This is a genomic window from Anaerovibrio lipolyticus LB2005 (genome assembly GCF_000621545.1).
GTDB lineage: Bacteria > Bacillota > Negativicutes > Selenomonadales > Selenomonadaceae > Anaerovibrio > Anaerovibrio lipolyticus_A.
The window spans coordinates 131,633-153,940 of record NZ_JHYA01000004.1; the positions used below are offsets into that span (position 1 = coordinate 131,633).

Consider the following 22,308-nt stretch of genomic DNA (forward strand, 5'->3'; position numbering starts at 1 on the left):
TTTTGACGTAATTTGAGAGATCAATTTATCGTGTGTTAAAAACAAACTTCACAGGGAGAGGTGCTTATTTATGGCAGATTTAGAGAATATTCGCGTGCAGGATATTTTTGACATGGACTTCTTACAGAAATTCCAGGATACATTCGCTCGTGCAGTAGGCATGACAGCAGTAACTGTTGATGCAGATGGTAAACCAATTACCAGACCTACTGACTGGTCCGATTTTTGTATGAAGTACACCCGTGATTCCAGAGAAGGCTGTCGCCGTTGTGAGGAGTGCGACAAGCGTGGTGGTGAGACTGCAGCCAGAACCGGTCGTCCATCTGTATATGAGTGCCATGCTGGCCTTATGGATTTCGGTGCTCCTATTCTTCTCAATGGTAAGCAGATTGGTTCCATTTTGGGCGGTCAGATTTTAACTGCTCCACCAGATGAGGAAAAGTTCCGCAATTATGCACGGGAGATTAATGTGGACCCGGAAAAGTACGTTGAGGCTGTTCGCAAGATTCAGATCGTTCCAAAGGCTCGTCTGGAGCAGGCTGCTGATTGCCTTTTCCTTATGGCTACTACTCTTTCCAATATTGGCTATATGGAGTACCGCCTGAAGACTTTGGCCAGCTCCATTAATGACGCCGTTCTTCATTGCTCTGCAGCAATGGAGGAGCTTGCAGCTTCTGCCAATGATGTAAATGATAACCAGAAGGGTCTGAATGTTGAAATTCAGAACGTATCCGATATTTCTGGTAAGATTAACGAGTTTACCTCTCTTATCCGCGATATCGCCAAGCAGACCCGTCTCCTTGGTCTTAACGCTTCCATCGAGGCAGCCCGTGCAGGTACTGCAGGTGCAGGCTTTGCCGTTGTATCCGAGGAAATCGGTAAGCTGGCTGACAGCTCCCGTGAGACTGTAGACAAGATTCAGGAATTCACTGACCGCATTGGTGAGTCCGTTCAGGAAACCGTTGCCAAGGGTGAAGCTACCTCCGATATCGTTGGTCAGCAGTCTGCTGCTATTTCTGATGTAGCTCAGGAGCTTACTTCCCTTTCTGAGACTGCATCCCAGCTGGTTGCTTTGGCAAATAGCAGTAAATAATATTTCATAGTATAAAAAGTTATCCCCATCAATGGATATGCATCCGTTGATGGGGATTTTTCGTTTACAAATTTTTTAAATTTATGAGTGCAGTTTACTTATTTTACGATGTGCTTTCCGGCGGTAAAGGCCTTCTTCCAATATTCATTGGAAAGCTCGTCTATGCGGATACCCTTACTGGAGGAAGCATGGATGAATTTACCGTTTCCTAAATAGATGCCGCAATGGCTGACGCCACCAGAGCTATCGGTGTGGAAGAATACCAGGTCCCCTGGCTCCAGCTTGCTTACAGGAGCGTATTTTCCCAGCTTATACTGCACATCTGCAGTACGGGGCACATCAAAGCCGTTCTGCTTAAAAACATACTGGACATAGCCGGAGCAGTCAAAGCCCTTTGGCGTGGTGCCACCGGAAACGTATTTTACGCCAATATATTTCTTTGCTGTGGCGATAATTCCATTTACCTTGCTCTTTGGCAAAAACGGTTGACTTTCCGGAACGTATTTTGGTTTTGTAGTGGCAGCCGGTTTATCGGTTTTGCTATTTGTATCAGCGGATGGTTTTACTGCAGGCTTTGGGCTCTCAGTTTTTACTGTCCCTGGCCTGAGAGTGTTAATGGCCTTCATGGTTTTTTCGTCCACATTGCCACTGAGCTTGATTTTATTGTCTCGCTGAAAGGCCAGAACCGCCCGTTTCGTGCTGTTGTCGTAAACACCGGAAACCTTCTTGATGTTGTAGCCCAGATCCTTCAGCTTCTGCTGTACTGCCACTACCTCCGGTCCGGAGGAATTCATGGTAAGGGTTTGGGCCATAGCTATGCCGGAATTAAGGGTAAACACTGTTGCCAGTGCTACGCCTGCAACCAGTGCCTTCCTTTTTAGGGATAACCAGTTTGTTATCATGGGGCAATCACCACTTTTCTAAAAGTAACTTGCTTAACAACAGAATTCTGTGGATAAGTCACGGTTTATTCAACTAAAAACACAAGTTATCCACATTGTTATCCACTTTTGCGAAAAAATGTGGATAAACTACTAAAAAATACTTGACAATAATTATATAGAACATCCAGATTAAAATCAGATTAGAAAATCTTTAGAAAACCTTAACAACATCGTAACCCGCATCATTTAAGGCCTTGGTGAGCTTCTGAATGTGGTCATGGTTGTTGGTTTCCACGGTAATTTCCAGTTCTACCTTCTTGAAGCTGTCAGTAACCTTGGACTGGTTGTGATCCAGCTTAATAACATTGGCATTGTTGTCTGCTATAATCTTGGCCACATTCACCAGCTGACCAGGCTTGTCCGGCAGAAGCACGGAGAAGCAGAATACACGGCCTCTGGCAATAAGTGCCTTGTCGATAAGGGCTGAAATTGTGGAGATATCAATGTTACCGCCACTGATAATGGCTGCCACCTTCTTGCCCTTGAATGGCAGCTTGTTAAGGGCTGCAAGGCTAAGTACACCGGCGCCCTCTGCAATGAGCTTATGCTTTTCGATAAGGGAAAGAAGAGCAGACATGATTTCCATTTCGGAAACAGTAATAATCTGGTCCAGATACTTTTTGCAGAAGGCGTAGGTAAGGTCACCAGGGGTCTTTACAGCACAGCCATCAGCCACAGTTTCCACAAAGGAAAGGCTGGAAACCTGTCCCCGGGCAAAGGAATTTTCCATGCAGGCGGCGCCCTCAGGCTCAACGCCAATTACCTTCACATGAGGATTAACAGCCTTGGTGGCCAGGGCTACACCACTGGCAAAGCCGCCACCGCCGATTGGTACCAGAATGGCATCCACATCCTTTAGCTGGTCAATTATCTCCAGAGCAGTGGTACCCTGACCCAAAAGAACCTGCTTGTCATTAAATGGATGGATGTACACATATCCCTTCTTCTTCTGCAGCTCCAGGGATTTTGCATAGGCATCATCGAAGCTGTCACCATGCAGTACAACCTCAGCCCCCATGGCCTTGGTGGCCTCCACCTTTAAAAGTGGAGTGGTGGCAGGCATACAGATAACTGCATTTACCCCCAGCTTCTGGGCAGCAAAGGCCACTCCCTGGGCATGGTTACCGGCAGAAGCAGTAATTACACCAATCTTTTTTTCCTCATCGCTGAGCTGACTAATTTTGTTGTAGGCTCCACGGAGCTTAAAGGAACCCGTATTCTGCAGGTTCTCCGGCTTCAGATAAACGTTGTTGCCACAAAGATCAGAGAAAAAAGGACTTTCAATGAGCTTTGTTTTCTTTGCCACACCGTCCAGCTGCTTTGCAGCCTTATAAACGTCAGCAATAGTGGTATTTTCCAGTATTTCCTCTACGGTACTTACTTTTACTTCTTCTGCCATGTATGTTTCTCCTTACATAATTACGTGATTTGTCTTAAAGTGTAGCATCTGGAAAAAAGGGTGTCAACGCAGGCAACAAAAAGTTGCAAGAAAAGGGGAAGAAGGACACTGGAAAAAGTGGAAACAAAAAAGCGGGGAAAAGGCTCCCCGCCAAATAATCACTAAACATCATATAGTACAATGTCATTTTCTTTTAATGTTTTCTGTACATCAATAACCCGTTGATTGCTGCTTCCCCGGAAGCTGAGGGAAATATCGCGCTTCCATTCCTGATATGGGCCATCCACCAGAACATCAAGCTCCTTCAGCAGTTCCACCTGCTGTGGGGTTCCCTTTAAGAGCTGTTCTATGGTATAGCCGGTGTAACACCAGACATCCAGACCATGCTGATGAATCTTGCGAGCCAAATCAGCCAATGGCGCCGGCTGGCAGAAGGGTTCGCCTCCACTGAAGGTGACGCCCTGCAGCAGCGGATTATCCAAAATAGTCCCCAGTATATCATCCGTATCTTCCACATGACCTCCGTCAAAATCATGGGTCTGGGGATTGTGGCAGCCAATGCAGTTGTGAGGACACCCCTGGGTGAAGATGGTAAAACGGTACCCTTCACCGTCTACAACTGAATCATTGACAGTACCGGCAAGCTTAATTGAGGCCATGCTTTACGCGATCATGCTCCTCGGAACGCTTGGCATTGTTCCAGCGATCAATAGTACCAACCAGATAACCGGTGATGCGACGGATACGCTCAAACTTTGCAGGCTGTAACACGTAATCAAGGGCTACGGAGCCATCCTCTGCCGGGGAAATGGTGAGGCTGCTGAGATCCTCATCGTTTTCCTCCTCCAGCATGTCGATGTAGCTCATGATTTCCTGCTCGCTGACATCATTCAGTCCCTTTACTGTTACATCAATTCCATTTACTACCATTTTTTTACACTTTCCTTTCATATAAAATCACACCTAATAATTACACGCGTGTATTACTTGTCATATTGTGGTCTGCGAACAATCCGGCGCATCTTGTGAGCTGCTTCACTGCGTCCGCACTGAGGGCAAACATCATATATTATACCGTTGTAGCCGCAAACCGGATCCCGGTCAACAGGATGATTTACTGAGCCATAGCCAATGCCATTATCGTGCATGCAGCGAATAATGGCTTCAAAGGCCTTGAGATTCTTGGATGGATCACCGTCCATTTCCACATAGGAAATATGGCCGGCATTGGTGAGAGCATGATATGGACCCTCCAGCTCCAGCTTCTTGGCAGCGGCAATCTTGTGATAAACCGGAACATGGAAGCTGTTGGTGTAATAATCCTTGTCGGTAACTCCCGGGATTTCACCGTATTCCTTGCGGTCAAGACGCACAAAGCGGCCACTGAGTCCCTCGGCAGGAGTAGCCAGCAGGGTGAAGTTAAGACCTGTCTGCTGGGATTTTTCATCCATGCGCTTGCGCATGTGTTCTACTATTTCAAGACCCAGCTGCTGAGCTTCCTCGGATTCACCGTGATGCTTTCCTATAAGGGCGATAAGTGTCTCTGCCAGACCGATAAAGCCCATGGAGAGAGTACCATGCTTTAATACCTCGGCCACGCTGTCGTCGGTTTTCAGCTTCTCGCTGTCAATCCATACACCCTGTCCCATGAGGAAAGGATAATTGCGGACTGTCTTGCTGCACTGAATCTTGAAGCGGTGGAGAAGCTGGCGGAATACCAGCTCAATAATGCTGTCCAGCTCATTGAAGAAAACCTTCTTATTGCCCTTGGCCTTAAGAGCCAGACGAGGCAAATTGATGCTGGTAAAGCTGAGGTTACCGCGCCCACAGGTCACCTGACGGTTCTTGTCGTGGACATTGCCCATTACTCTGGTACGGCAGCCCATATAGGCCACCTCGAAGTTGTAATCCCCCTCCTTGTAGAACTGGAGATTAAATGGGGCATCCAGGAAGGAGAAATTAGGAAACAGCCTCTTGGCAGAGGTGCGGATGGCCTGCTGGAACAAGTCGAAGTTAGGATCGTGCTTGTTGTAGTTGACCCCTTCCTTAACCTTAAAAATCTGAACCGGGAAGATAGGGGTTTCACCATTGCCCAACCCTGCAGTGGTGGCCTTTAAAAGATTTCTGATAACCATGCGGGCCTCAGGGGAAGTGTCAGTACCATAGTTAATGGAGCTGAAAGGCACTTGGGCACCAGCACGGGAATTCATGGTGTTGAGGTTATGGATAAATGCCTCCATAGCCTGATAGGTGGCATCCTCAGTGGCATCCACTGCAGTAGCCACTGCGTAATTATGGGCCCTTTCTGTCTGATTTGGAGAAATGGCCTGATAATTGTGACTCTGCTGATGATATGGCAGAAAGTCCACCAAATGATGTAGATACTCATCGGTATTACCAAGGCGGATATCCATAGGGATGCAACGCCGGATTTCCTTGGACAAGAGCTTTGCATCATTGGAATTCATGCTGAGAACTGCTATAAAGAAAGCAGCCAGAGCCTTGAAATACTCCTTGGCAAAGGTTTTGGCCACACCAGGTGCCATGGCATAATCAAAGTTTGGAATAGACTGTCCACCGTGCATTTCATTTTGATTAGCCTGAATGGCAATACAGCCAAGAGCCGCGTAGGAACGAATGCCGTTTGGCTCCCTCAGATAGCCGTGGCCTGTGGAAAAACCATCCTTAAATAATTTAAGCAGGTCAATCTGGCAGCAGGTCTCGGTGAGCATGTAAAAATCCTTGTCATGGATATGAATGTCGCCGTCAATATGGGCAGCGGCAATATCCTTTGGCAGGATGTAGTTATCAATATAATATTTGGATCCCTCGGAACCATATTTCAGCATGGTTCCCATGGCAGTGTCCGCGTCAATATTGGCGTTTTCCCGCTTTATATCGGCATCGGCTGATTTTTTAAAGGTCAGCTCGTTATATATATCCATTAGGTTCCCCTGAGCCTCACGAATCTTGGTGTGCTCTGCCCTATAGATAATATATGCCTTGGCGGTGCTGGCAAAATTGTTGCGAATCAGTACCTTTTCAACAGTGTCCTGAATAAATTCCACAGTAGGAATATCCTGGGCGGAAATGGCCTCTGTTACCTCGTTGGTGAGGCGTTCCAGTTCCTTTGCTGTAAAGGTATCATCAATGGATTCCAGATTAGCCTTTCTGATGGCATCTGTAATCTTCTGCGAAATAAATGGGACAATGTCCCCATTGCGTTTTCGTATATTCTGTATATAACTTGCCATGTAAACTTACCTGTCCCCCCTCTATAATCTACAGATGATTTTACAATATATAGTATCTAGTGTCAAACTGAAACACTACATCTTGTGGTTTACCTTATCCACAACCGCATATTAGTATATGTGAGTATATTGCATAAATATGCAGAAAATGAAAGAAGACCGCTAATAAAAGTCGGCCTTCTTATTGTATATACAACACATGTATATGAAATTTTGGGGATAAGTTAGTAAGTAGAAATCTTTAGTATGTTAAAAGAGTATAAATAGGTATAGGCATTACTCTTTTACCTCATCCCAGAAGCTCTGTCCTCTTGTGGCATAAGGAATACGCATAATTTTGGAAACAGTGGCGGCAATATCAGCAAAGCTGTGTCTTGTTCCCAAATCAACACCCTTCTTTATTCCCTCACCATAAATCATCATTGGTACATATTCTCTGGTGTGATCTGTGCCGGCACCTCTAGGGTCACAGCCATGATCGGCGGTAATAATCAGCACATCGCCCCGCTTCATCTTAGGAAGGAATTCTCCCAGCTGCTCATCGAAACGGGTGAGGGCAGCTGCATAGCCGTCCACATCTCTGCGGTGACCGTATTTCATATCAAAATCCACCAGATTTACGAAGCAAAGTCCGTAATAATTTCTGTCAAGCTCCGCAATGGCCTTTTCCATGCCATCCTCATTGCTGGTAATTGCCACATGGCGGCTAATACCCCGTCCTGCAAATATATCATTGATTTTACCAATACTTACCACGGAATTTCCTGCCACCTTCAAAAGGTCCAGAATAGTATCTCCCGGTGGCTCCATGGAATAGTCGTGACGTCTAGGGGTACGCTCAAAATTAGGGAATTCACCAATAAACGGACGGGCAATAATACGGCCTACGGAATGTTCACCACTCATTATTTTCCGCGCTTCCTTGCAATATTCATAAAGCTGCTCAACAGGCACTACATCCTCATGGGCGGCGATTTGCAATACGCTGTCTGCTGAGGTGTATACTATGAGGGCACCAGTTTCCATGTGCTCCTTGCCGTAATCTTGAATCACCTGGGTACCGGAATATGGCTTGTTGCAGATAACCTTGCGTCCAAAGGCAGCCTCCAGCTTTTCAATGACATCCTTGGGAAAGCCATCAGGATATGTAGGTAGAGGTGTATCGGAAACAAGGCCGGCAATTTCCCAATGACCAATGGTGGTATCCTTGCCCTTTGATGCCTCCTGAAGTCTGGCGAAGGACGCATCGGGATTCGGTTCCTTTTCGCCATCTTCCACTCCATCTATGTTGAAAAGCCCCAGCTTCTTCATATTTGGAATGTTTAATTTATCTGAGGTCGTAACGCTCTTTAAGGTATTTACGGTGTCTGCATCACCGAATTCATTGGCATCAGGCTCAGCACCAATGCCAAAGCTGTCCAATACTATGAGAAATATTCGCTTGAATATCATAATAAAATCCCCCATTCGAAAAATAATCTTTATCTTACTTTAATTCTACATTTTTCCGCCGTACCCTGCAATTTTCTCTTTTTACAGGAAAATTTCCAATAATTGGGTTATACTTACTATTGAGCAAGTATGAAATAACAATGAGATACTATTGAAGGAAAATGAATGATGTATCTCGGTTTGGAGGTAATATATGTTTGATTTTACAGACTTTGATGTGCATTTGTTCCGGGATTATGTGGAGTCACTTAATCCCCATGAATTATTCCTTTTATTTTTGCCACCGATTATAGGTCTTGTGCTGGCCATATTTGTGGGCTGGTGCTGCAATAGATATGTGAGCAATCAGATAGAGTCCCATCCTACATTACAGAAGCTGACCTGGAAGACCGCACTGATTCGTGGACTGAAAGGGGCCCCTATCCTCATAGTTGTTTCACTATATCTGAGCTTCGTTACCAAAATGATGAGTATGCCAGAACCGGTAGAGCATCTGCTGACCTATATTTTCTTCATTATTTTAATTATTACGGTAATGCAGGTTATAGCCCGCACCGCCACTGCTATTATCAACAATATAATAGTAGCCAGAAATGAAAATATTTCAGAGACTTCATTGCTTACTGATATGGTAAGCTGGAGTATATATGTAATAGGAATTATCATTATATTGGCAGAATGTGGAATATCCATTACACCTTTTATTACTGCCATGGGTGTTGGTGGTATGGCTCTGGCTCTTGGTATGCAGGAAACTCTGGCCAGTGTCTTTGCTGGTTTCACCATGATTTTTGCTCCCCAGATCCGTAATAATGATTTTGTTCGCCTCAGTAACGGCCAGGAGGGGCGTATTGTGGATATCGCCTGGCGGTATACCACCATTGAAAACCTTGAGGGGAATACTATTGTGGTGCCCAATAAGCAAATTGCTTCTGCTATACTTACCAATTACAGTGTTCCGGCTCAGGACATCAAGGTGAAGCTGCAGTGCGGCGTAGCCTATGACAGTGATCTTGATAAGGTGGAGCAGGTGGTGTTGGAGGTGGCCCAGAAGATTCAGGATGATGTAACCAAGGATATTCTGGCCTCCAAGGGGAAGATAGCAGCGGATGCTTCAGTGACAACAGCCAAGCCGGGAATATTCTTTCATACCTTTGGTGACAGTGCCATAGAATTTAGCGTAACCCTTAACTGTAAGGCTTTTACCCATCAGTACCGCATGAAGCACGAATTTATTAAGGCCCTGACCAAACGGTTCCGGGAGGAGGGCATCGAAATTCCATTCCCTATTGTGACTGTACAGCAGACCAGGGACGATGGAGAAAGTAGTAATTGATCGAAAATTACACGAAAATAAAAAACGACAGCAGAGATCCCCTTCTGCTGTCGTTTGTTTTCTTTTATAAATCCCCTATAAATTTAATAATAAAATCTTTACTTTAACTGATTTCCCCCGTAAATCATGGTAGTGGCCTTAAGACTAGGCAACATCAGCTTCATTTCTTTGAAGAAGCTATCCAAGGTATTCGTGTTTTGGGGATTAAGGGACAACATATAATCATAGCCTGAGCTATAATTGCTGTAGCAATTCTGCACAATGTTGTCCTTAAGGAAATAATCCAAAAACAGTTTCTCCTCCTGTGAGTTTTCGATACTTACATACATGTGGGCCTTCAGACCGGGATCTATATGTAGTTGCTGTTCTTGAGTAACAACAGAATTTTTCCTCCTCATAATAATAAACCTCCCTTAAAAATAAAACTTATATGATAAATAAATTTATCACGATGATTATTATAGCACTATTGTCCCGTAATTCAAGAGGATTTAAGAAAATAATCAGGAAAAACTATACTTGTTTAGAATATTTAGTATAACAATTGATGTTAAAGTATAAATAACTAATAATTATAGATATAAATTCTTAATTAATTTCTTTTATTTTAGTAATGGTACAAGTCCAAAATCATGGAGTATTATATTTATATCAGAAACACCAAGATGCTTTTCCAGCCCGTACCATATAACCCTGTCCCAGGAATTCTTTACGTAGAGCTTTTCCTCTTTGGCATAATATAATAAGCGTTGTACTTCTTCGTGGGAAAGCTGCATAGCTACTGCAATGGCCAATAGCTTTGGGCGTCCAGGATTTTTGTCTCCTGAGAATATTTTATAGCCGTAGGTACGTTCCAGATTTGCTGCTTTGATTACATCCTTGGCTTCCATTTTGTGAATTTTGAGCAATTCTTCCAGATATTGACTTACTGAAAGCTTCGGGATTATATTTGAAATATTATTAACGGATTCAATATCATTGGAGGCAGATATTTGATTTTCCAATTCCCTGGTATCGATTTCTTTCATAATGGATTCCTTTCCCCTTGATAGCTTGTATATTTTGATGGTTGCATTCTATTATATTATGGGGTAAGAGTATTTAACAAGGTAGGTGTACCATCCTTGCATAAACTCACTATGGACTTTTTGCAGGAACAATATAAAAAAATAAAATTACTCAGAAGCTCCAGCAAGGGTGAGGTGTGGCTGGTAACTCAGGCAGATGATATAGTTTTAGGTTGCCTGGTGGGCAACCTTTTTGCTTCTGGCTCCTGTATACTGTTTATTAAGCAGGAAAGTTATATTATGTTGTAGAAATGTAGCTAACGAGGGAGGACTAATCATGAAGGATAAAATTATTGATGCAGATTTCAGCGAGATTGAGGTAGAGAATTATACTGAGAAATATTCTGAAGAAGATTTTTGGACTAAAATAAAGAATAACGTCACCAATATTGGAATCAGCCTAATTTACAAGGCGTTACAGCTTTATTATGTGACACAATCACCAAAATGTCCTATGAAGGTTAAGGCCGGAATTTACGGTGCTCTGGGATATTTGATTTCTCCGTTTGATATTATCCCTGATTTCACCCCAATCGCTGGTTATACTGATGATGCGGCAGCTATTGGAGTTGCCCTAATTTTGGCTCAGATGTACATAGATGATAATATTAGGGCTCAGGCCAAAGGGAAAATAAAGGATATATTTGGTGCGAAGGCTCTGGAAAAGCTGGACGAAGACTAAGGGTGTTGCTATGGCTGAAAACGTTTTAAGCAAAAAGAAAATTGATATTAGGGATATAGCCTGTGATGGCTATGGCTTGACTGCAGAAACATCTGGGCTTAACAGATATATGTCGAAGTACCTGGAAAAAGTTATGGCAGAATCAGAGCATAAGCCTGCACATCCTGAGAAAAATGGCATCGAGCGACAAGATAAGTGATAAAGAATTGCTACTTGTAAAATAAAAGTAACTGCGTGAGGCAGTTAATTACCTCATTTAATGAACTGCATGGAAGGTAAAATCCCCGCTAAGGCTGTATGGTCGTACAGTCCCTAGCGGGGATTTTTGCAATTTATTTGTAAAGTCGTGGCAAATCCACCATAAATATTTTTTTCTTTTGTGCATTAGTTTTAACCCAGTCAGAGAAACCACTCTTGGAGAAAAGCAGGTATTGGACTACTTGATATTTTTTATTAAGCAAATCCTTTCTTTCTTCCAGTTGTTCAAAGACGCTCTTATCCAATAATTCATTCTTGTATTTACATTCACCAATAATAGCCTGTTTTCCAATAGTATCAATACCTACTACATCAATATCAGTTTCTTCTTTTTTGGCTGGGTTAGTGCCCCACCATTTTCCGACCTTCATTACCATACAAGCCAATTCACCAGTACAACCTGCATCCATAGTAAAGTAACGGCACATATCCTCAAAAACACTCCCCATATAGTGGGCAATGTTATTTTTTACCACATTTTCGTAATATACATCTCCACGTCCATAGTCAATCATGCTAACGCCCGGAGAAACAAACTGATACCAAAACCTGAACATATTGTCAGCTAATACATACTGGACTTTACGCTTATTGCTCTCATCAGTAATGGCATAGTCTTTACTGAGTATTCCTGTACTAACCAAATTCGCTACTGCGTGAGAAACCTGGGTCTTTTCCATGTGTGTAAGGTCAGCAATGGTGACAATTCTGTTTCTGCCGGATGCTACAGCTTCAATGATGGCATTATAAAGAGCTACATTTTTAAACTCCTGTGTCAGAAGATTATTAGGCTCCTCATACAAATATCCTGTGTCGGAGAAAAACAGATTCTTAAGGTTATCATCCAATGATAATCCATCGTCAAACATAGCCAGATACTTGGCTATACCACCAGTAACACCATATACAACAGCTTTATCTTCAAAACTGTATTTTGGTACAAATTCTGCTGCTTCCCGATAGTTGAAGGCTTTTAATTTTAATTGTGATGTCCTGCGGCCGAACAGAGGACTCTTTTCGCTTAATACTTCATCTTCCATGAAACTGATTGAAGAACCGCTCAGGATAAAGAACATATTTCCTGTGATCCATTCTCTGTCGATATACTTCTGCAGCACTGAAAGCAGCGATTTATCCTGCTCAGCCATATAAGGGAACTCATCAATTATAAATATGATTCGTTCATTTCTGGCCTTTTCACCTATCCAATGAAATAATTGCTCGTATGAATCAAAGCTAATGCCCTGCATTTCTGGAGCCAAAGCCTCAACAACATAATCACTCAGAAGTTTAAGGTTCCTTTGACTGCTGCTTCTCACAGCTGTATAAAATATTGATTTCTTTCCTTCAATGAATTTCTGTAGCAATGTGGACTTACCAACCCGGCGCCGACCATAAAGCACCATCATTTGGAAGCCTTCCTTTTTGCAAATACCATCAAGAGCATTAAGTTCACGCTGACGACCAATAAATTCTTTCATTGTATTCACCTGCCCATCGGATTTTAGTTGAAAATGTTTTCAATGAAATTAACTTCAGCTTATTATACATTATTTTTGATAATATCAGCTACATTTTTCTTTTTCGCTCTCATTCTTCTGCTCAGAGTAGATTTTGAAATTTTTGCTTATGTCTGGCACACAAAAGGCCCTATGACATTTTCTGTCATAGGGCCTAAATTTCTTTCTGGAGCGGGCGAGGGGAATCGAACCCCCCTCTAAAGCTTGGGAAGCTTCCATTCTACCGATGAACTACGCCCGCGCTCAATTCCTTATTATAACGCATTTGTTCAGTTTTTTCCATCAAAAATGGAAAAAAATTCCAATTAGGCGTTTCAACGAGGCCAAATTATTTATGACTCGTTATAACGCATTTGTTCAGATATTTCCATCAAAAATGGAAAAATATTCCAATTAATCATCCAGGAAAGGACTCTTGGTGCTGTTTCTGGAACTGCTGAGAGCTGCGCTGAGTCCTGGAATGCTGTTAATCTTGTCCGCCAGTCTTTCCTGATCACGCTTGGCTGCCTCAGTCATTGGCGGTGCTGTAAAGCTGCCCTCAGTAGGGGATACAGGCATGCCATTGGAATCCAGCTGTGGCTTTGCAGGGGCCTCAACTGCAGTGGAAGCATCCTTTTCACCATTTCCTGCTGCAGAGCTGTGATGTGATTCTATATCGGAAATAATAACCTCCAGAGTATCACCGTTCTTAATAGGATCGGTAAAGTTCACCGGCTGGTTGTTTACCAGAATAGTAAAGGTCTTTCTGGAGGAAGCAGCAGGTGGCTGGAAGCCTACAGCCAGTAATGCATCACTGATGGTAGTGGTTGCCCTGAGGGACTTCATGTAACGTACCTCGGCGCCGTCCTCAATAATGGTTCCAGTGCTGGCAGGATGTCCATTTACCTCCAGAGAAACAGTGGCGGAAGGAATCTTATGCTCCTGTCCCTCGTAGTAGATAACCAGAGTTGCATCCAGCTCGGATACGTTCAGCACGTTGCCCAGCTTTGGCTCCTCGGACTCAATGTATTCAATATAATCCTTTTCATGCACCTCTGTGGACAGAGTAGCAGGATTATCATTCAGCAAAATTGTAGGGGACACAGTGAACTGGGACTCCTTGCCGTTAAGGGTGTATTTTATCTTACGGCCCATAGGTGGCATATTCAGGGAATTCAGCACCTCACCTAACAGGCGGGTGTCCTTGCTGGTAATAATATCCCCATCCTTAAGGAGCTGGCCTGGTTCTGCAGGCTGGCCGTTAATGGTGAACTGGGCGTCAATATGGCGTTCCTCACCATTTATATAAACAGTGTAGGAAGGCGGAATTTCCAGTACATCGTTGATAGTTACCTCTGGCTGAGTACCATCCTTTCCCTGGATAATCTCAATGTGGCTGTCTTCCTTAACCACGGTGTCCAAAGTAGCAGGACGACCATCAAGATTAAGCTGGGCCATGGTACCCATGGTGCCAGGAATGAATTTATTTTCCCCATTCACGGTGAGCATAACACCAAGGCCAGGACGGCCGTTCATTTTTTTCAGCTGAATACCCGCATTTAAGAGGGCATCGGAAACGGTGAGCTCACGGAAATTAAAGAGGCTGTACTCGTCATTATTTACGAATATTTTAAGGAAATGCAGGGAAGTAAGGGCGGCTACCTTCAAAATACCCAATGGAGTAACTGCATCTGGCAGCTTCAGCTCATCTGGAATTTCATTGATTCCGTCAATCTTTTCAGGGTGGCGCACTGCCACGCGGCCAGGAGCCAGTCCTAATATTTCTCCCACATAATCAGCAAGGTGTGGAGTAAGGGAACCGCCACCCACCATAATAACGGCCTGTGGCTGGTCGCTGCCATTCAGCTCCATAATCTGCTTGGCAATAGCATCTGCCAGATTTTTGATGTTTGGCAGAACTGGATCCAGAACATCCTTGGCGGAAAGATCGTATTCTGCTCCCAGAATATCGGTAAAATGAACATCCTTGCCATGGGCAGCATCCCGCTTTAATTGCTCGGCGACGTTAAAGTCCAGAAGGAATCGCTGGGAAATGGCTTCAGTGACCTCATCACCAGCCTGTGGTACCATACCATAGGCAATAACAGAGCCGTTTTTGGTAATGGCCACGTCTGAGGTGCCCGCTCCAACATCCACCAGTACCAGATTCAGGTGGCGCATGGTAGGAGGAATCAGTACGTTGATGGCAGCAATTGGCTCCAAGGTAAGTGCCCGCATATCCAGCTTAGTAGCCTGGAGAGCTGAGTGCATGGAGTCAATAACTTGACGAGGCAGGAAGGTGGCGATAACTGTAGCGTTGGCTATACGTCCGCGCTGTCCTACCAGAGTCTTTAACTGGGTACCATCCAAATCATATTTTATGGTGCTGTAACCAACACAGTAATACTTGGTGGGATCATCAATTGTCTTGGAAGCCGCCAGTTTGGCCTGGGCAGCCTGAACACCAGCAAAATCCAGTGCTCTTTCCTGCTCTGGGGTAATAATGCCATTGATTTCCATGTCAGCATCAGCAGTCATGGTGTAAAGGGCACGGCCGGCGGCGGCCACGGCAGCACTCTTAAGAGGACCAGTCCGCTTAACCAGAGCTTTTTTTACATTATCAATGATTTCGGCTACCTGAGGAACATCGTGAATCTGTCCGTCCAGCATGGCACGGGTTTTATGCTCCTGACGCTCGGTGGCCACGATTTTAAGACCGTTGGCTTCCTTTTCGGCTACGATACCAATAACGCTTCTGGTACCAATATCCAGAGCAAAGATGCGCTCCTTCCGTTCCTTCCTCGGCTCGGAAGTTTTCTTTTTGGTACCCCGTTTTTTAGTGGACTTGCCACGGGTGGTTTTTCTGGTTTTCTTGGTGCTCTCAGCAGTTTCGGTATCATCAGCCTCTGCTGATTCTTCCACTTGGGAAATAATTTCGATTTCCTCAGCTGCTTCCACGGCCTCAACTGGTTCAGGTGCTTCAACAGTCTGGGCTGTAGCAGATTTTTTGGATGCCCTGCTAGCTCTTGAGCTTCTGGTGGTTACCTTGGTTTCTGCAATCTCTTTGGTGTCTTTGGTAGACTCTTTATTGACTGATTTTGCCATTGTATTGTCCTCATTTATTCAAAATTTAAAGGTGATAAAAAAGGTTTATTCGAATATTTCGCGAATAACACAGTAGATTCCTTTTTTGGATTTGCAAAACATAACCTTATTATAACGTATTTGTTCTAATTTTTCCTTTACATTTTGAAAAAGGAGAAATATTCCTATTGGTATCGCGACGAGATGGTGGACATTTTTCATCGAGTTATATATGATTTTGAATGAGAGAATAAAGTCATTATGCTTTATGGAGGCATTAGCTAAAAATGGCAGACACGATTGATAACGATAATACAGGAGAAATGATAACGGGAAGTGACTATAAGCGCATGGTTTTGGGTGCTTATGGGGAGTTTCTCAACGAGTTTGAAAATATAAATGCCGTAAAAGAATCCTCTACATTTTTCTACTCCGGCAAGCCGGGCTCCGATGTTTTGCGTACTATGGGGGCGGCGGTGATTCCTTTGACCGAGGCGGTAAACGAGAGTATTGGCGGCTTGGCCAGGCGCGTTGCAGACGCGTCTGTTTTGGGTGCCCGTGGAAATGCGGGGGTTATTGTTTCCCAGATTTTAAGGGGTATTGCCAAGGGGCTTATTGGAAAGTACACTGCCACCTCCCAGGAGTTTGGCAAGGCGTTCCAATATGGTATTCTCTACGCCCAAAAGGCTGTGCCAGAGGAAAAAAATCGTCCTATAATTGTGGCCTCAAAGGTGGTGGCCAAGGGTGCCCATGATGCGGTGAAATCCGGGAAGCATATCAGCGATATTCTTTTGGCGGCCATTAAGGCCAGCAGCGAAAATAACTCTACCCATAAGGATTGTGGTGAGCAGATTTTGCAGGTATTTTTGGAGGGCTGCTTAAAGGGACTCCAGGGAGATTTAAACTTACCACCGATTGATGTGGGAAAGAAAATGTATGAGGCCAGGGGCATAGTAAGCCCTATCCATGACAAGGCCCGTCCTTACTGCGTCAGCTTTTTGGTGGCAAATCCTAAGCTGTCAGTGCCTCTTATCGAAAAAGAGCTTCAGGAGATCGGTAACTTTGTGGTGGTGGAACGCCGCTTTAAGACCATATTTATTCATGTTCATTCCGAGCATCCCGGCACTATTTTGGAGCGTGCTGTTGCCTGGGGGCACGTGGGAGAGATTCATATTAATATTATGGCAGAGCCTCATGCCATGGCCATGGTGCAGCAGGCCTGCATTATGCCACAGGCTCTGTTGACTGTGGCAGAAAATGAAGAATGGGCCCAGAAGCTCCAGGAGGCCGGGGCCATGGTTATTATTGACGGCAGTGATCCTTCGGGACCATCAGTGGAGGAAATCGTCAATGCGGCCCATAGTGATATTGCCAATAAATATATTCTGTTGACGGATTCGGAGCATCTGCGTCTTGTAATGCATCAGGTGAAGCGTATTATGGGTGACCGTGTCAGTGTGGTGGTGGCCAATAACAATGAGGAGCAGATTTATGCTGTACGGGCATTTTTCCCTGAACTTTCCATGGAGGAAAATGTGGCTCAAATGCGGGAGGCTATCCGCCGTATGTCACAGGACAGAAAAAAAAATATCCCTCAGGAAGATAAGGATAATTAACTGTATAAAAACAAGAAAGGAGCTGCTACCGAAGTAACAGCTCCTCGAAAGCGGGGTCCGCATATGCCGTAGTCCAACAGGCTAAACCTGTATGTTAAAGTGGGTATCCTAAGTAACAGGTTCTGCTATTCGTTCGGAGACGATCCAGCATCTGCTGCACAAAATCAGATTCCCTTATGAAAAAGAGTCGGCTAGACGATGAATGGAAGCTACGGTCAAAGAAGATTATCCCTCTTTAGCTGTATAATACCATAGGTTCATAGGAATAACAAGACTTGACAAAATGGTTAAAAGGTGGGTAAGATTAAAGAATAGTGTGGTAAAATTATAGTTACTATATACAAAATAGCATACAAAGTAGAATCTTTTTTATATGTAGAAAAAATACCCAAAAAAGCTGAAATTTAGGAAGGAAGATAAACAAGGATGAGTAACCAGCAGATGATGCGTGCCATATTGATTGAACCAGGCAAGGACCCGTCTATTATCAAGCTTCCAGCAGCTCATGGACCTCATGATGAGGCCATCAAGGATACTCTGGAGGGCAACTATGGTGCTGTGGAATTTTTCCAGATTCAGCCGGGTATTTCTTTGTTTATTCTGGTTAATGACTTGGCGGCAGCCCTGGGAATGAAGCCGAACCGCCGCTTCCCTGGGGCTGACAGCGACCAGATTATTTGGGGCAAGGCTATTTTTATTGCAGCCTATAATGGTGACGATGAAACCAAGGAAGGCACCTTGGATATGTCCGAGGAAACCTGCCTTATGTTTATAGAGCAAATCAAGCTGAATTTTCCAATGTGCGATGGCACAGAGGAACCACGGCCGGAGGATACCCTTTATTACGATGAGGATGAGGAGGGCAATCCTGCACCATATCGTTGGATTGAGATTTCCAAGCCTTCCGGCTTGCCAAAGCCACTGGAGGCCGGTCGTGTAAAGTTTTACCGTATGCCAGCCCAGGAGGTAATGGAGATAAATGATCGCTACTTTAAGAAGGTGGCGGTATATACCTCTGATTCAAAGCTGAATTAATGCTAGCCAAAATTGACTTTTGTAGTATAATATTAACGTCAATATGAGTAGTTAATTATGAATATATTTTAAGGGAGAAATAAAATGGAAGATAAAATATATAGCGTAGCTGTAAGCTGCCGTGGAGTTAATGGCTGGGTAGAATATGATTCCGAGGCTAAGACTGTAAAGGTATTTTTGGATGATGAAAAGGCTGTGGCTGATGCTGAGAAGTTCCTTAGCGAGAAGCATGTAATCAAGGTGCCTCACGAGTCATTGCTGGACTTTACCGAGGAGACCTTCGATCCTTTAGCAGACGTAAAGAGCTTCCAGACCGTGCTCACCAGACTGTGGGAGAACACCGAGGTCCACGTGGACTGGAGCCGTCCTGTGGAGTACGTAAAGGCTCACCCAACCCTAGATTAAGATGCATAATTAAAAGACAGGTAGAGAGTTGTGAGGGCACCTCAGAAATCTTACCTGTCTTTTTTAGTTGGATTATTGTTTAAGGAAGGGGCGATGTCGATTGACTAGAGCAGTTGAAGCCAGAGCGTAAAGAAATTTTTTCTTATCGTACCTATGTATTAGTGGAAAAAATTACTTGTTTGAGCGAAGTCCTATAAGGACGAAGCGAGTTGTAATTTTTTTTCACTATATGAGGAGAAGAGAAAATTTTAGCGATGGATTCGTGCTATAGGCAACGACCTCGCCGCTTTTATTAAACCTCTGAATCCATCTTGTCCTTTAAAAGCCCCACGGCGGCGCTGGCTCCGATGCGCTCACAGCCTTCAGCCAAATACTGCTTCATATCCTCCAGTGTGCGGATGCCACCTGCGGCCTTCATTTTCACATTTGGACCAATGTGGGCGGCAAAGAGCTTAATATCCTCATGGGTGGCTCCCCCTGTTCCAAAGCCTGTGGAGGTCTTAATAAAGTCTGCCTTGGCATCGGTAACGCATTTGCACAGGGCTTTCTTTTCCTCATCTGTAAGGTAGCATACCTCGATAATAACCTTCAAGATATTGTTCCCCACGGCCTTTTTTATTTCAGCAATTTCTTCGGTGATTTTTTCAAAGCTTCCATTTTTGGCATCCGTAATATTGATGACCATATCAACTTCTTTTGCACCATCTTTTATGGCCTGTTCAGCGGCGGTAATTTTTGCTTCCTTGCTGTCATAGCCCAAAGGAAAGCCAATAACAGTACAAATATTGAGCTTATCCCCAAATTCCTTATGAACCGGCGCCACATAGCTGGCAGGAATACAAACAGAGGCGGTTTTACAGCTAATGGCCTCCTGGCACAGCTCCTTGATTTGTTCCCAGGTGGCTGTTGGCTTCAACAAGGTGTGGTCCACGTGGGCAAGAATTTCAGATCCCTTCATAATAGAAAATCCTCCTATATCGTGATATATTTTAATTATACTATTTGTTAATTCAATGATGAGTTTAATTATATAACATAACATGGTAAAAATTAAGGTGAAAATATGAAGGTAATTGTTAATGGCAAACTGATTACTCCAGGTCCAAATGGGGACTTTCGGGTGGAGCAGGACAAGGTAGTTATATTTGAGGACAGAATACTTGAAATAATTGATAAAGCAGAATTTGATACGCGTGACAGAAGCTCCTTTGAGGAAGTATATTACGCCCAGGGACAGTATGTGTCACCGGGATTTATAAATCTTCATATCCATGGCTGTGTAGGCTCGGATACAATGGATTGCCGGGAAATGGGACTTCGTCGGATGACTGTTTTTCAGGCATCTACGGGAGTAACTTCCATGCTGCCCACCACTATGACCTATGATATGCCAAAGGTGAATGCGGCACTTAATCTTGTTCGTCAGGCTACATCCTACAGGGATGGTGCCAGAATTCTGGGGGCTAATATGGAAGGGCCTTTTATTAGTGAAAGCCATAAGGGAGCCCAGAAGGCATCCAATATTAGAAAGGCTGATTTTGAGCTGATAAAAGAATACAGTGATGTGATAAAGCTTATAACTATCGCCCCTGAGGAGCTGCCAGCTGGCAGTGATTTTATAAGTAAATGCCATGATGCTGGTATCATGGTGTCCTTGGGGCACACCTCGGCAGATTACGACTGCGCCATAAATGCCATTAATAATCAGGGCGCAACCCATATTACACATCTCTTTAACGCCATGACGGGACTTCATCACCGTAATCCGGGAGTGGTGGGAGCAGCCTTTGATTCCGATGCTTTTTGTGAGCTCATAACGGATAATATTCATGTGTCCCCGGGCGCTCAGCGCATAGTACATAAAGTAAAGGGAAAAGAGCGGACAGTTCTGATTACTGATTCCATGCGGGCCTGTGGCCTTGGGGATGGTGAATCGGAACTGGGTGGGCAGAAGGTTTTTGTCACCGGGCAACGGGCTGTTCTTGAGGATGGTACCATCGCCGGCAGTGTACTCACCATGGATAAGGGAATATATAACTATGCCCAAAATATCCATATTCCATTATGGGAGGCCGTGGAATGTGCCACCATAACCCCAGCCAGGGCCATTGGTATGGAAAAGGCTTTAGGCTCCATAGAAGTCGGCAAAATGGCAGATTTGACAGTTTTTGATGAAAATGTTCATGTAAGTATAACATTTTGTGCAGGAAAAGAAATATTTTTGGAATAAATTTGCATAGTTCAATATAAAAGTATATTATATATGTAATATATTATATACTGCGGAAGGTATGATTTTATGGAAATTAAAGACATGCAGGCGTTTTACGCCATTGTAGAAGAAGGCAATATCAGTCATGCGGCCATTCGACTGAATGTGGCCCAGCCGGCACTCAGCCGTCAGATGAAGCGTCTGGAGACTTCTCTGGGGGTAAAGCTCTTTGAGCGTGGCAGCCGCCGTATTCGTCTTACTGATGCGGGAATGCTTCTCTATTCCAGGGTAAAGCACATATTGGGCATGGTGGACGGCACCATGAGGGAGCTGATTGATATTGGCTCCGGCGTGGCGGGAACCATTAAGCTGGGAACCATTACTTCATCTGGTTCCATGCTTATTCCGGAGCTGGTGGAGGACTTCACCAAAAAGTATCCGCTGGTAACCTTCCAGGTATGGGAGGGTGAGGGGGCCCGTATGCTGGAGCTCCTTGACAGTCATATTATTGAGATCGCCATTACCCGTACCCAGGTGGATAACGCCTCCTATGAGTCCATTATCCTTCCGGATGAGCCGCTGGTTTTGGCTATGCACAAGAGCTTTTGTGACGATGACAAGAGTGAGTTTGTTCACATTCAGGACCTGAAGGACAAGCCACTTCTGGTGCCTCTTCGCTGGAAAACCGCCTTTATGTCCCATTGTCAGAAGGCAAAATTTGAGCCAAATATCTTAAGTGTCAGCGACAGCCAGATTCAGAATATGCTGTGGACCCAGCGGGGCATCGGCATTTCCCTGGTTCCATTATCTGCCCGTAGTCTGATGCGTTCCGATGATATCGTGTTCAAGCATCTTGAGGAGGCAGAAATCTATACCCATACTGTTGTATCCTGGCTGAAGAGCCGCACTCTTTCCAGCAGCTGTCAGCATTTTATTGAAATGTTCCGTCAGAAATACGTTAAGTAAGTTGAT

Annotated in this window: 21 protein-coding genes and 1 tRNA gene; 10 read left to right on the forward strand and 12 right to left on the reverse strand. The window is 44.3% G+C overall.

Annotation, left to right across the window (positions count from 1 at the left end; translation table 11 throughout):
- Window positions 1-70: 70 nt before the first annotated feature.
- Window positions 71-1,093: a PocR ligand-binding domain-containing protein gene (locus tag T355_RS0104980; RefSeq protein ID WP_027396788.1), complete on the forward strand. Its 1,023-nt coding sequence runs from the start codon at window positions 71-73 to the stop codon at window positions 1,091-1,093.
- Window positions 1,094-1,191: 98 nt separating this feature from the next.
- On the opposite strand, the gene T355_RS0104985 is transcribed toward T355_RS0104980, so the two are convergent.
- The 6 genes from T355_RS0104985 to T355_RS0105010 form a co-directional block, all read right to left on the reverse strand.
- Window positions 1,192-1,995, reverse strand: a complete 804-nt coding sequence (locus tag T355_RS0104985) for an NlpC/P60 family protein (protein ID WP_027396789.1) — start codon at window positions 1,993-1,995, stop codon at window positions 1,192-1,194.
- 193 nt (window positions 1,996-2,188) lie between these two features.
- Window positions 2,189-3,436, reverse strand: a complete 1,248-nt coding sequence (gene ilvA, locus T355_RS0104990) for a threonine ammonia-lyase (protein WP_027396790.1) — start codon at window positions 3,434-3,436, stop codon at window positions 2,189-2,191.
- A gap of 161 nt (window positions 3,437-3,597) precedes the next feature.
- The gene (gene nrdG, locus T355_RS0104995) at window positions 3,598-4,095 is read right to left on the reverse strand and encodes an anaerobic ribonucleoside-triphosphate reductase activating protein (RefSeq protein WP_027396791.1); all 498 of its coding nucleotides are present in this window, start codon (window positions 4,093-4,095) and stop codon (window positions 3,598-3,600) included.
- On the reverse strand, window positions 4,082-4,366 hold the full coding sequence (gene nrdD, locus T355_RS0105000) for an anaerobic ribonucleoside-triphosphate reductase (RefSeq protein WP_027396792.1): 285 nt from the start codon (window positions 4,364-4,366) through the stop codon (window positions 4,082-4,084). Before nrdD ends, nrdG begins: the two co-directional genes overlap by 14 nt.
- Window positions 4,367-4,419: 53 nt before the next feature.
- Window positions 4,420-6,690 (reverse strand): anaerobic ribonucleoside triphosphate reductase, encoded by a 2,271-nt coding sequence (locus T355_RS0105005; protein ID WP_027396793.1) that lies wholly within the window; start codon window positions 6,688-6,690, stop codon window positions 4,420-4,422.
- Window positions 6,691-6,966: 276 nt separating this feature from the next.
- On the reverse strand, window positions 6,967-8,142 hold the full coding sequence (locus tag T355_RS0105010) for a phosphopentomutase (RefSeq protein ID WP_027396794.1): 1,176 nt from the start codon (window positions 8,140-8,142) through the stop codon (window positions 6,967-6,969).
- A 193-nt stretch (window positions 8,143-8,335) separates the two neighbouring features.
- On the opposite strand from T355_RS0105010, the gene T355_RS0105015 reads away from it, so the two are divergent.
- Entirely contained in the window at window positions 8,336-9,478 is a 1,143-nt protein-coding gene (locus T355_RS0105015; RefSeq protein WP_051555383.1) for a mechanosensitive ion channel family protein, read from the forward strand.
- Between the two features lie 98 nt (window positions 9,479-9,576).
- On the opposite strand, the gene T355_RS0105020 is transcribed toward T355_RS0105015, so the two are convergent.
- Both T355_RS0105020 and T355_RS0105025 read right to left on the reverse strand, forming a co-directional pair.
- The gene (locus T355_RS0105020; RefSeq protein WP_027396796.1) at window positions 9,577-9,876 is read right to left on the reverse strand and encodes a hypothetical protein; all 300 of its coding nucleotides are present in this window, start codon (window positions 9,874-9,876) and stop codon (window positions 9,577-9,579) included.
- Window positions 9,877-10,080: 204 nt separating this feature from the next.
- Complete coding sequence (locus T355_RS0105025; RefSeq protein ID WP_027396797.1) at window positions 10,081-10,506, reverse strand: hypothetical protein; 426 nt, start codon at window positions 10,504-10,506, stop codon at window positions 10,081-10,083.
- 96 nt (window positions 10,507-10,602) lie between these two features.
- On the opposite strand from T355_RS0105025, the gene T355_RS0105030 reads away from it, so the two are divergent.
- From T355_RS0105030 to T355_RS0105040, 3 genes are read left to right on the forward strand one after another with little or no spacing between them, the layout of a single operon-like run.
- Window positions 10,603-10,794 carry a hypothetical protein gene (locus tag T355_RS0105030; RefSeq protein WP_027396798.1) on the forward strand — a complete coding sequence of 64 codons (192 nt, stop codon included), beginning with the start codon at window positions 10,603-10,605 and terminating at the stop codon, window positions 10,792-10,794.
- Between the two features lie 28 nt (window positions 10,795-10,822).
- On the forward strand, window positions 10,823-11,227 hold the full coding sequence (locus tag T355_RS0105035; protein WP_027396799.1) for a YkvA family protein: 405 nt from the start codon (window positions 10,823-10,825) through the stop codon (window positions 11,225-11,227).
- 10 nt (window positions 11,228-11,237) lie between these two features.
- Window positions 11,238-11,426, forward strand: a complete 189-nt coding sequence (locus tag T355_RS0105040; protein WP_027396800.1) for a hypothetical protein — start codon at window positions 11,238-11,240, stop codon at window positions 11,424-11,426.
- A gap of 133 nt (window positions 11,427-11,559) precedes the next feature.
- Here T355_RS0105040 and T355_RS0105045 read toward each other — a convergent pair whose 3' ends face one another.
- From T355_RS0105045 to T355_RS13620, 3 genes are all read right to left on the reverse strand, one after another.
- Window positions 11,560-12,966, reverse strand: a complete 1,407-nt coding sequence (locus tag T355_RS0105045; protein WP_037329864.1) for an ATP-binding protein — start codon at window positions 12,964-12,966, stop codon at window positions 11,560-11,562.
- Window positions 12,967-13,172: 206 nt separating this feature from the next.
- A tRNA-Gly gene (locus tag T355_RS0105050) sits at window positions 13,173-13,246 on the reverse strand.
- 152 nt (window positions 13,247-13,398) lie between these two features.
- Window positions 13,399-16,089, reverse strand: coding sequence for a cell division FtsA domain-containing protein (locus T355_RS13620; RefSeq protein ID WP_071997167.1), 2,691 nt, complete (start codon window positions 16,087-16,089; stop codon window positions 13,399-13,401).
- Window positions 16,090-16,355: 266 nt separating this feature from the next.
- Here T355_RS13620 and T355_RS13625 point away from each other — a divergent pair, with 266 nt between their 5' ends.
- The 3 genes from T355_RS13625 (at window position 16,356) to T355_RS0105070 (ending at window position 19,124) form a co-directional block, all read left to right on the forward strand.
- Window positions 16,356-17,684 (forward strand): DAK2 domain-containing protein, encoded by a 1,329-nt coding sequence (locus T355_RS13625; RefSeq protein WP_051555384.1) that lies wholly within the window; start codon window positions 16,356-16,358, stop codon window positions 17,682-17,684.
- A 426-nt stretch (window positions 17,685-18,110) separates the two neighbouring features.
- On the forward strand, window positions 18,111-18,719 hold the full coding sequence (locus tag T355_RS0105065) for a DUF3846 domain-containing protein (protein WP_027396802.1): 609 nt from the start codon (window positions 18,111-18,113) through the stop codon (window positions 18,717-18,719).
- Between the two features lie 84 nt (window positions 18,720-18,803).
- Entirely contained in the window at window positions 18,804-19,124 is a 321-nt protein-coding gene (locus T355_RS0105070) for a hypothetical protein (RefSeq protein WP_027396803.1), read from the forward strand.
- 292 nt (window positions 19,125-19,416) lie between these two features.
- Here T355_RS0105070 and deoC read toward each other — a convergent pair whose 3' ends face one another.
- A complete protein-coding gene (gene deoC, locus T355_RS0105075; RefSeq protein WP_027396804.1) occupies window positions 19,417-20,082 on the reverse strand; it encodes a deoxyribose-phosphate aldolase in 666 nt (221 codons plus the stop codon).
- Between the two features lie 105 nt (window positions 20,083-20,187).
- On the opposite strand from deoC, the gene nagA reads away from it, so the two are divergent.
- Together nagA and T355_RS0105085 are read left to right on the forward strand one after the other, a co-directional pair.
- A complete protein-coding gene (nagA, locus tag T355_RS0105080) occupies window positions 20,188-21,354 on the forward strand; it encodes an N-acetylglucosamine-6-phosphate deacetylase (RefSeq protein ID WP_027396805.1) in 1,167 nt (388 codons plus the stop codon).
- A gap of 69 nt (window positions 21,355-21,423) precedes the next feature.
- The gene (locus tag T355_RS0105085) at window positions 21,424-22,302 is read left to right on the forward strand and encodes a LysR family transcriptional regulator (protein WP_027396806.1); all 879 of its coding nucleotides are present in this window, start codon (window positions 21,424-21,426) and stop codon (window positions 22,300-22,302) included.
- Window positions 22,303-22,308 lie beyond the last annotated feature (6 nt).

Coding starts and splice junctions, on each gene's coding strand:
- T355_RS0104980 (WP_027396788.1), top strand. CDS start 71: ATGGCAGATTTAGAGAATATTCGCGTGCAGGATATTTTTGACATGGAC.
- T355_RS0104985 (WP_027396789.1), bottom strand. CDS start 1,995: ATGATAACAAACTGGTTATCCCTAAAAAGGAAGGCACTGGTTGCAGGC.
- ilvA (WP_027396790.1), bottom strand. CDS start 3,436: ATGGCAGAAGAAGTAAAAGTAAGTACCGTAGAGGAAATACTGGAAAAT.
- nrdG (WP_027396791.1), bottom strand. CDS start 4,095: ATGGCCTCAATTAAGCTTGCCGGTACTGTCAATGATTCAGTTGTAGAC.
- nrdD (WP_027396792.1), bottom strand. CDS start 4,366: ATGGTAGTAAATGGAATTGATGTAACAGTAAAGGGACTGAATGATGTC.
- T355_RS0105005 (WP_027396793.1), bottom strand. CDS start 6,690: ATGGCAAGTTATATACAGAATATACGAAAACGCAATGGGGACATTGTC.
- T355_RS0105010 (WP_027396794.1), bottom strand. CDS start 8,142: ATGATATTCAAGCGAATATTTCTCATAGTATTGGACAGCTTTGGCATT.
- T355_RS0105015 (WP_051555383.1), top strand. CDS start 8,336: ATGTTTGATTTTACAGACTTTGATGTGCATTTGTTCCGGGATTATGTG.
- T355_RS0105020 (WP_027396796.1), bottom strand. CDS start 9,876: ATGAGGAGGAAAAATTCTGTTGTTACTCAAGAACAGCAACTACATATA.
- T355_RS0105025 (WP_027396797.1), bottom strand. CDS start 10,506: ATGAAAGAAATCGATACCAGGGAATTGGAAAATCAAATATCTGCCTCC.
- T355_RS0105035 (WP_027396799.1), top strand. CDS start 10,823: ATGAAGGATAAAATTATTGATGCAGATTTCAGCGAGATTGAGGTAGAG.
- T355_RS0105040 (WP_027396800.1), top strand. CDS start 11,238: ATGGCTGAAAACGTTTTAAGCAAAAAGAAAATTGATATTAGGGATATA.
- T355_RS0105045 (WP_037329864.1), bottom strand. CDS start 12,966: ATGAAAGAATTTATTGGTCGTCAGCGTGAACTTAATGCTCTTGATGGT.
- T355_RS13620 (WP_071997167.1), bottom strand. CDS start 16,089: ATGGCAAAATCAGTCAATAAAGAGTCTACCAAAGACACCAAAGAGATT.
- T355_RS13625 (WP_051555384.1), top strand. CDS start 16,356: ATGGCAGACACGATTGATAACGATAATACAGGAGAAATGATAACGGGA.
- T355_RS0105065 (WP_027396802.1), top strand. CDS start 18,111: ATGAGTAACCAGCAGATGATGCGTGCCATATTGATTGAACCAGGCAAG.
- T355_RS0105070 (WP_027396803.1), top strand. CDS start 18,804: ATGGAAGATAAAATATATAGCGTAGCTGTAAGCTGCCGTGGAGTTAAT.
- deoC (WP_027396804.1), bottom strand. CDS start 20,082: ATGAAGGGATCTGAAATTCTTGCCCACGTGGACCACACCTTGTTGAAG.
- nagA (WP_027396805.1), top strand. CDS start 20,188: ATGAAGGTAATTGTTAATGGCAAACTGATTACTCCAGGTCCAAATGGG.
- T355_RS0105085 (WP_027396806.1), top strand. CDS start 21,424: ATGGAAATTAAAGACATGCAGGCGTTTTACGCCATTGTAGAAGAAGGC.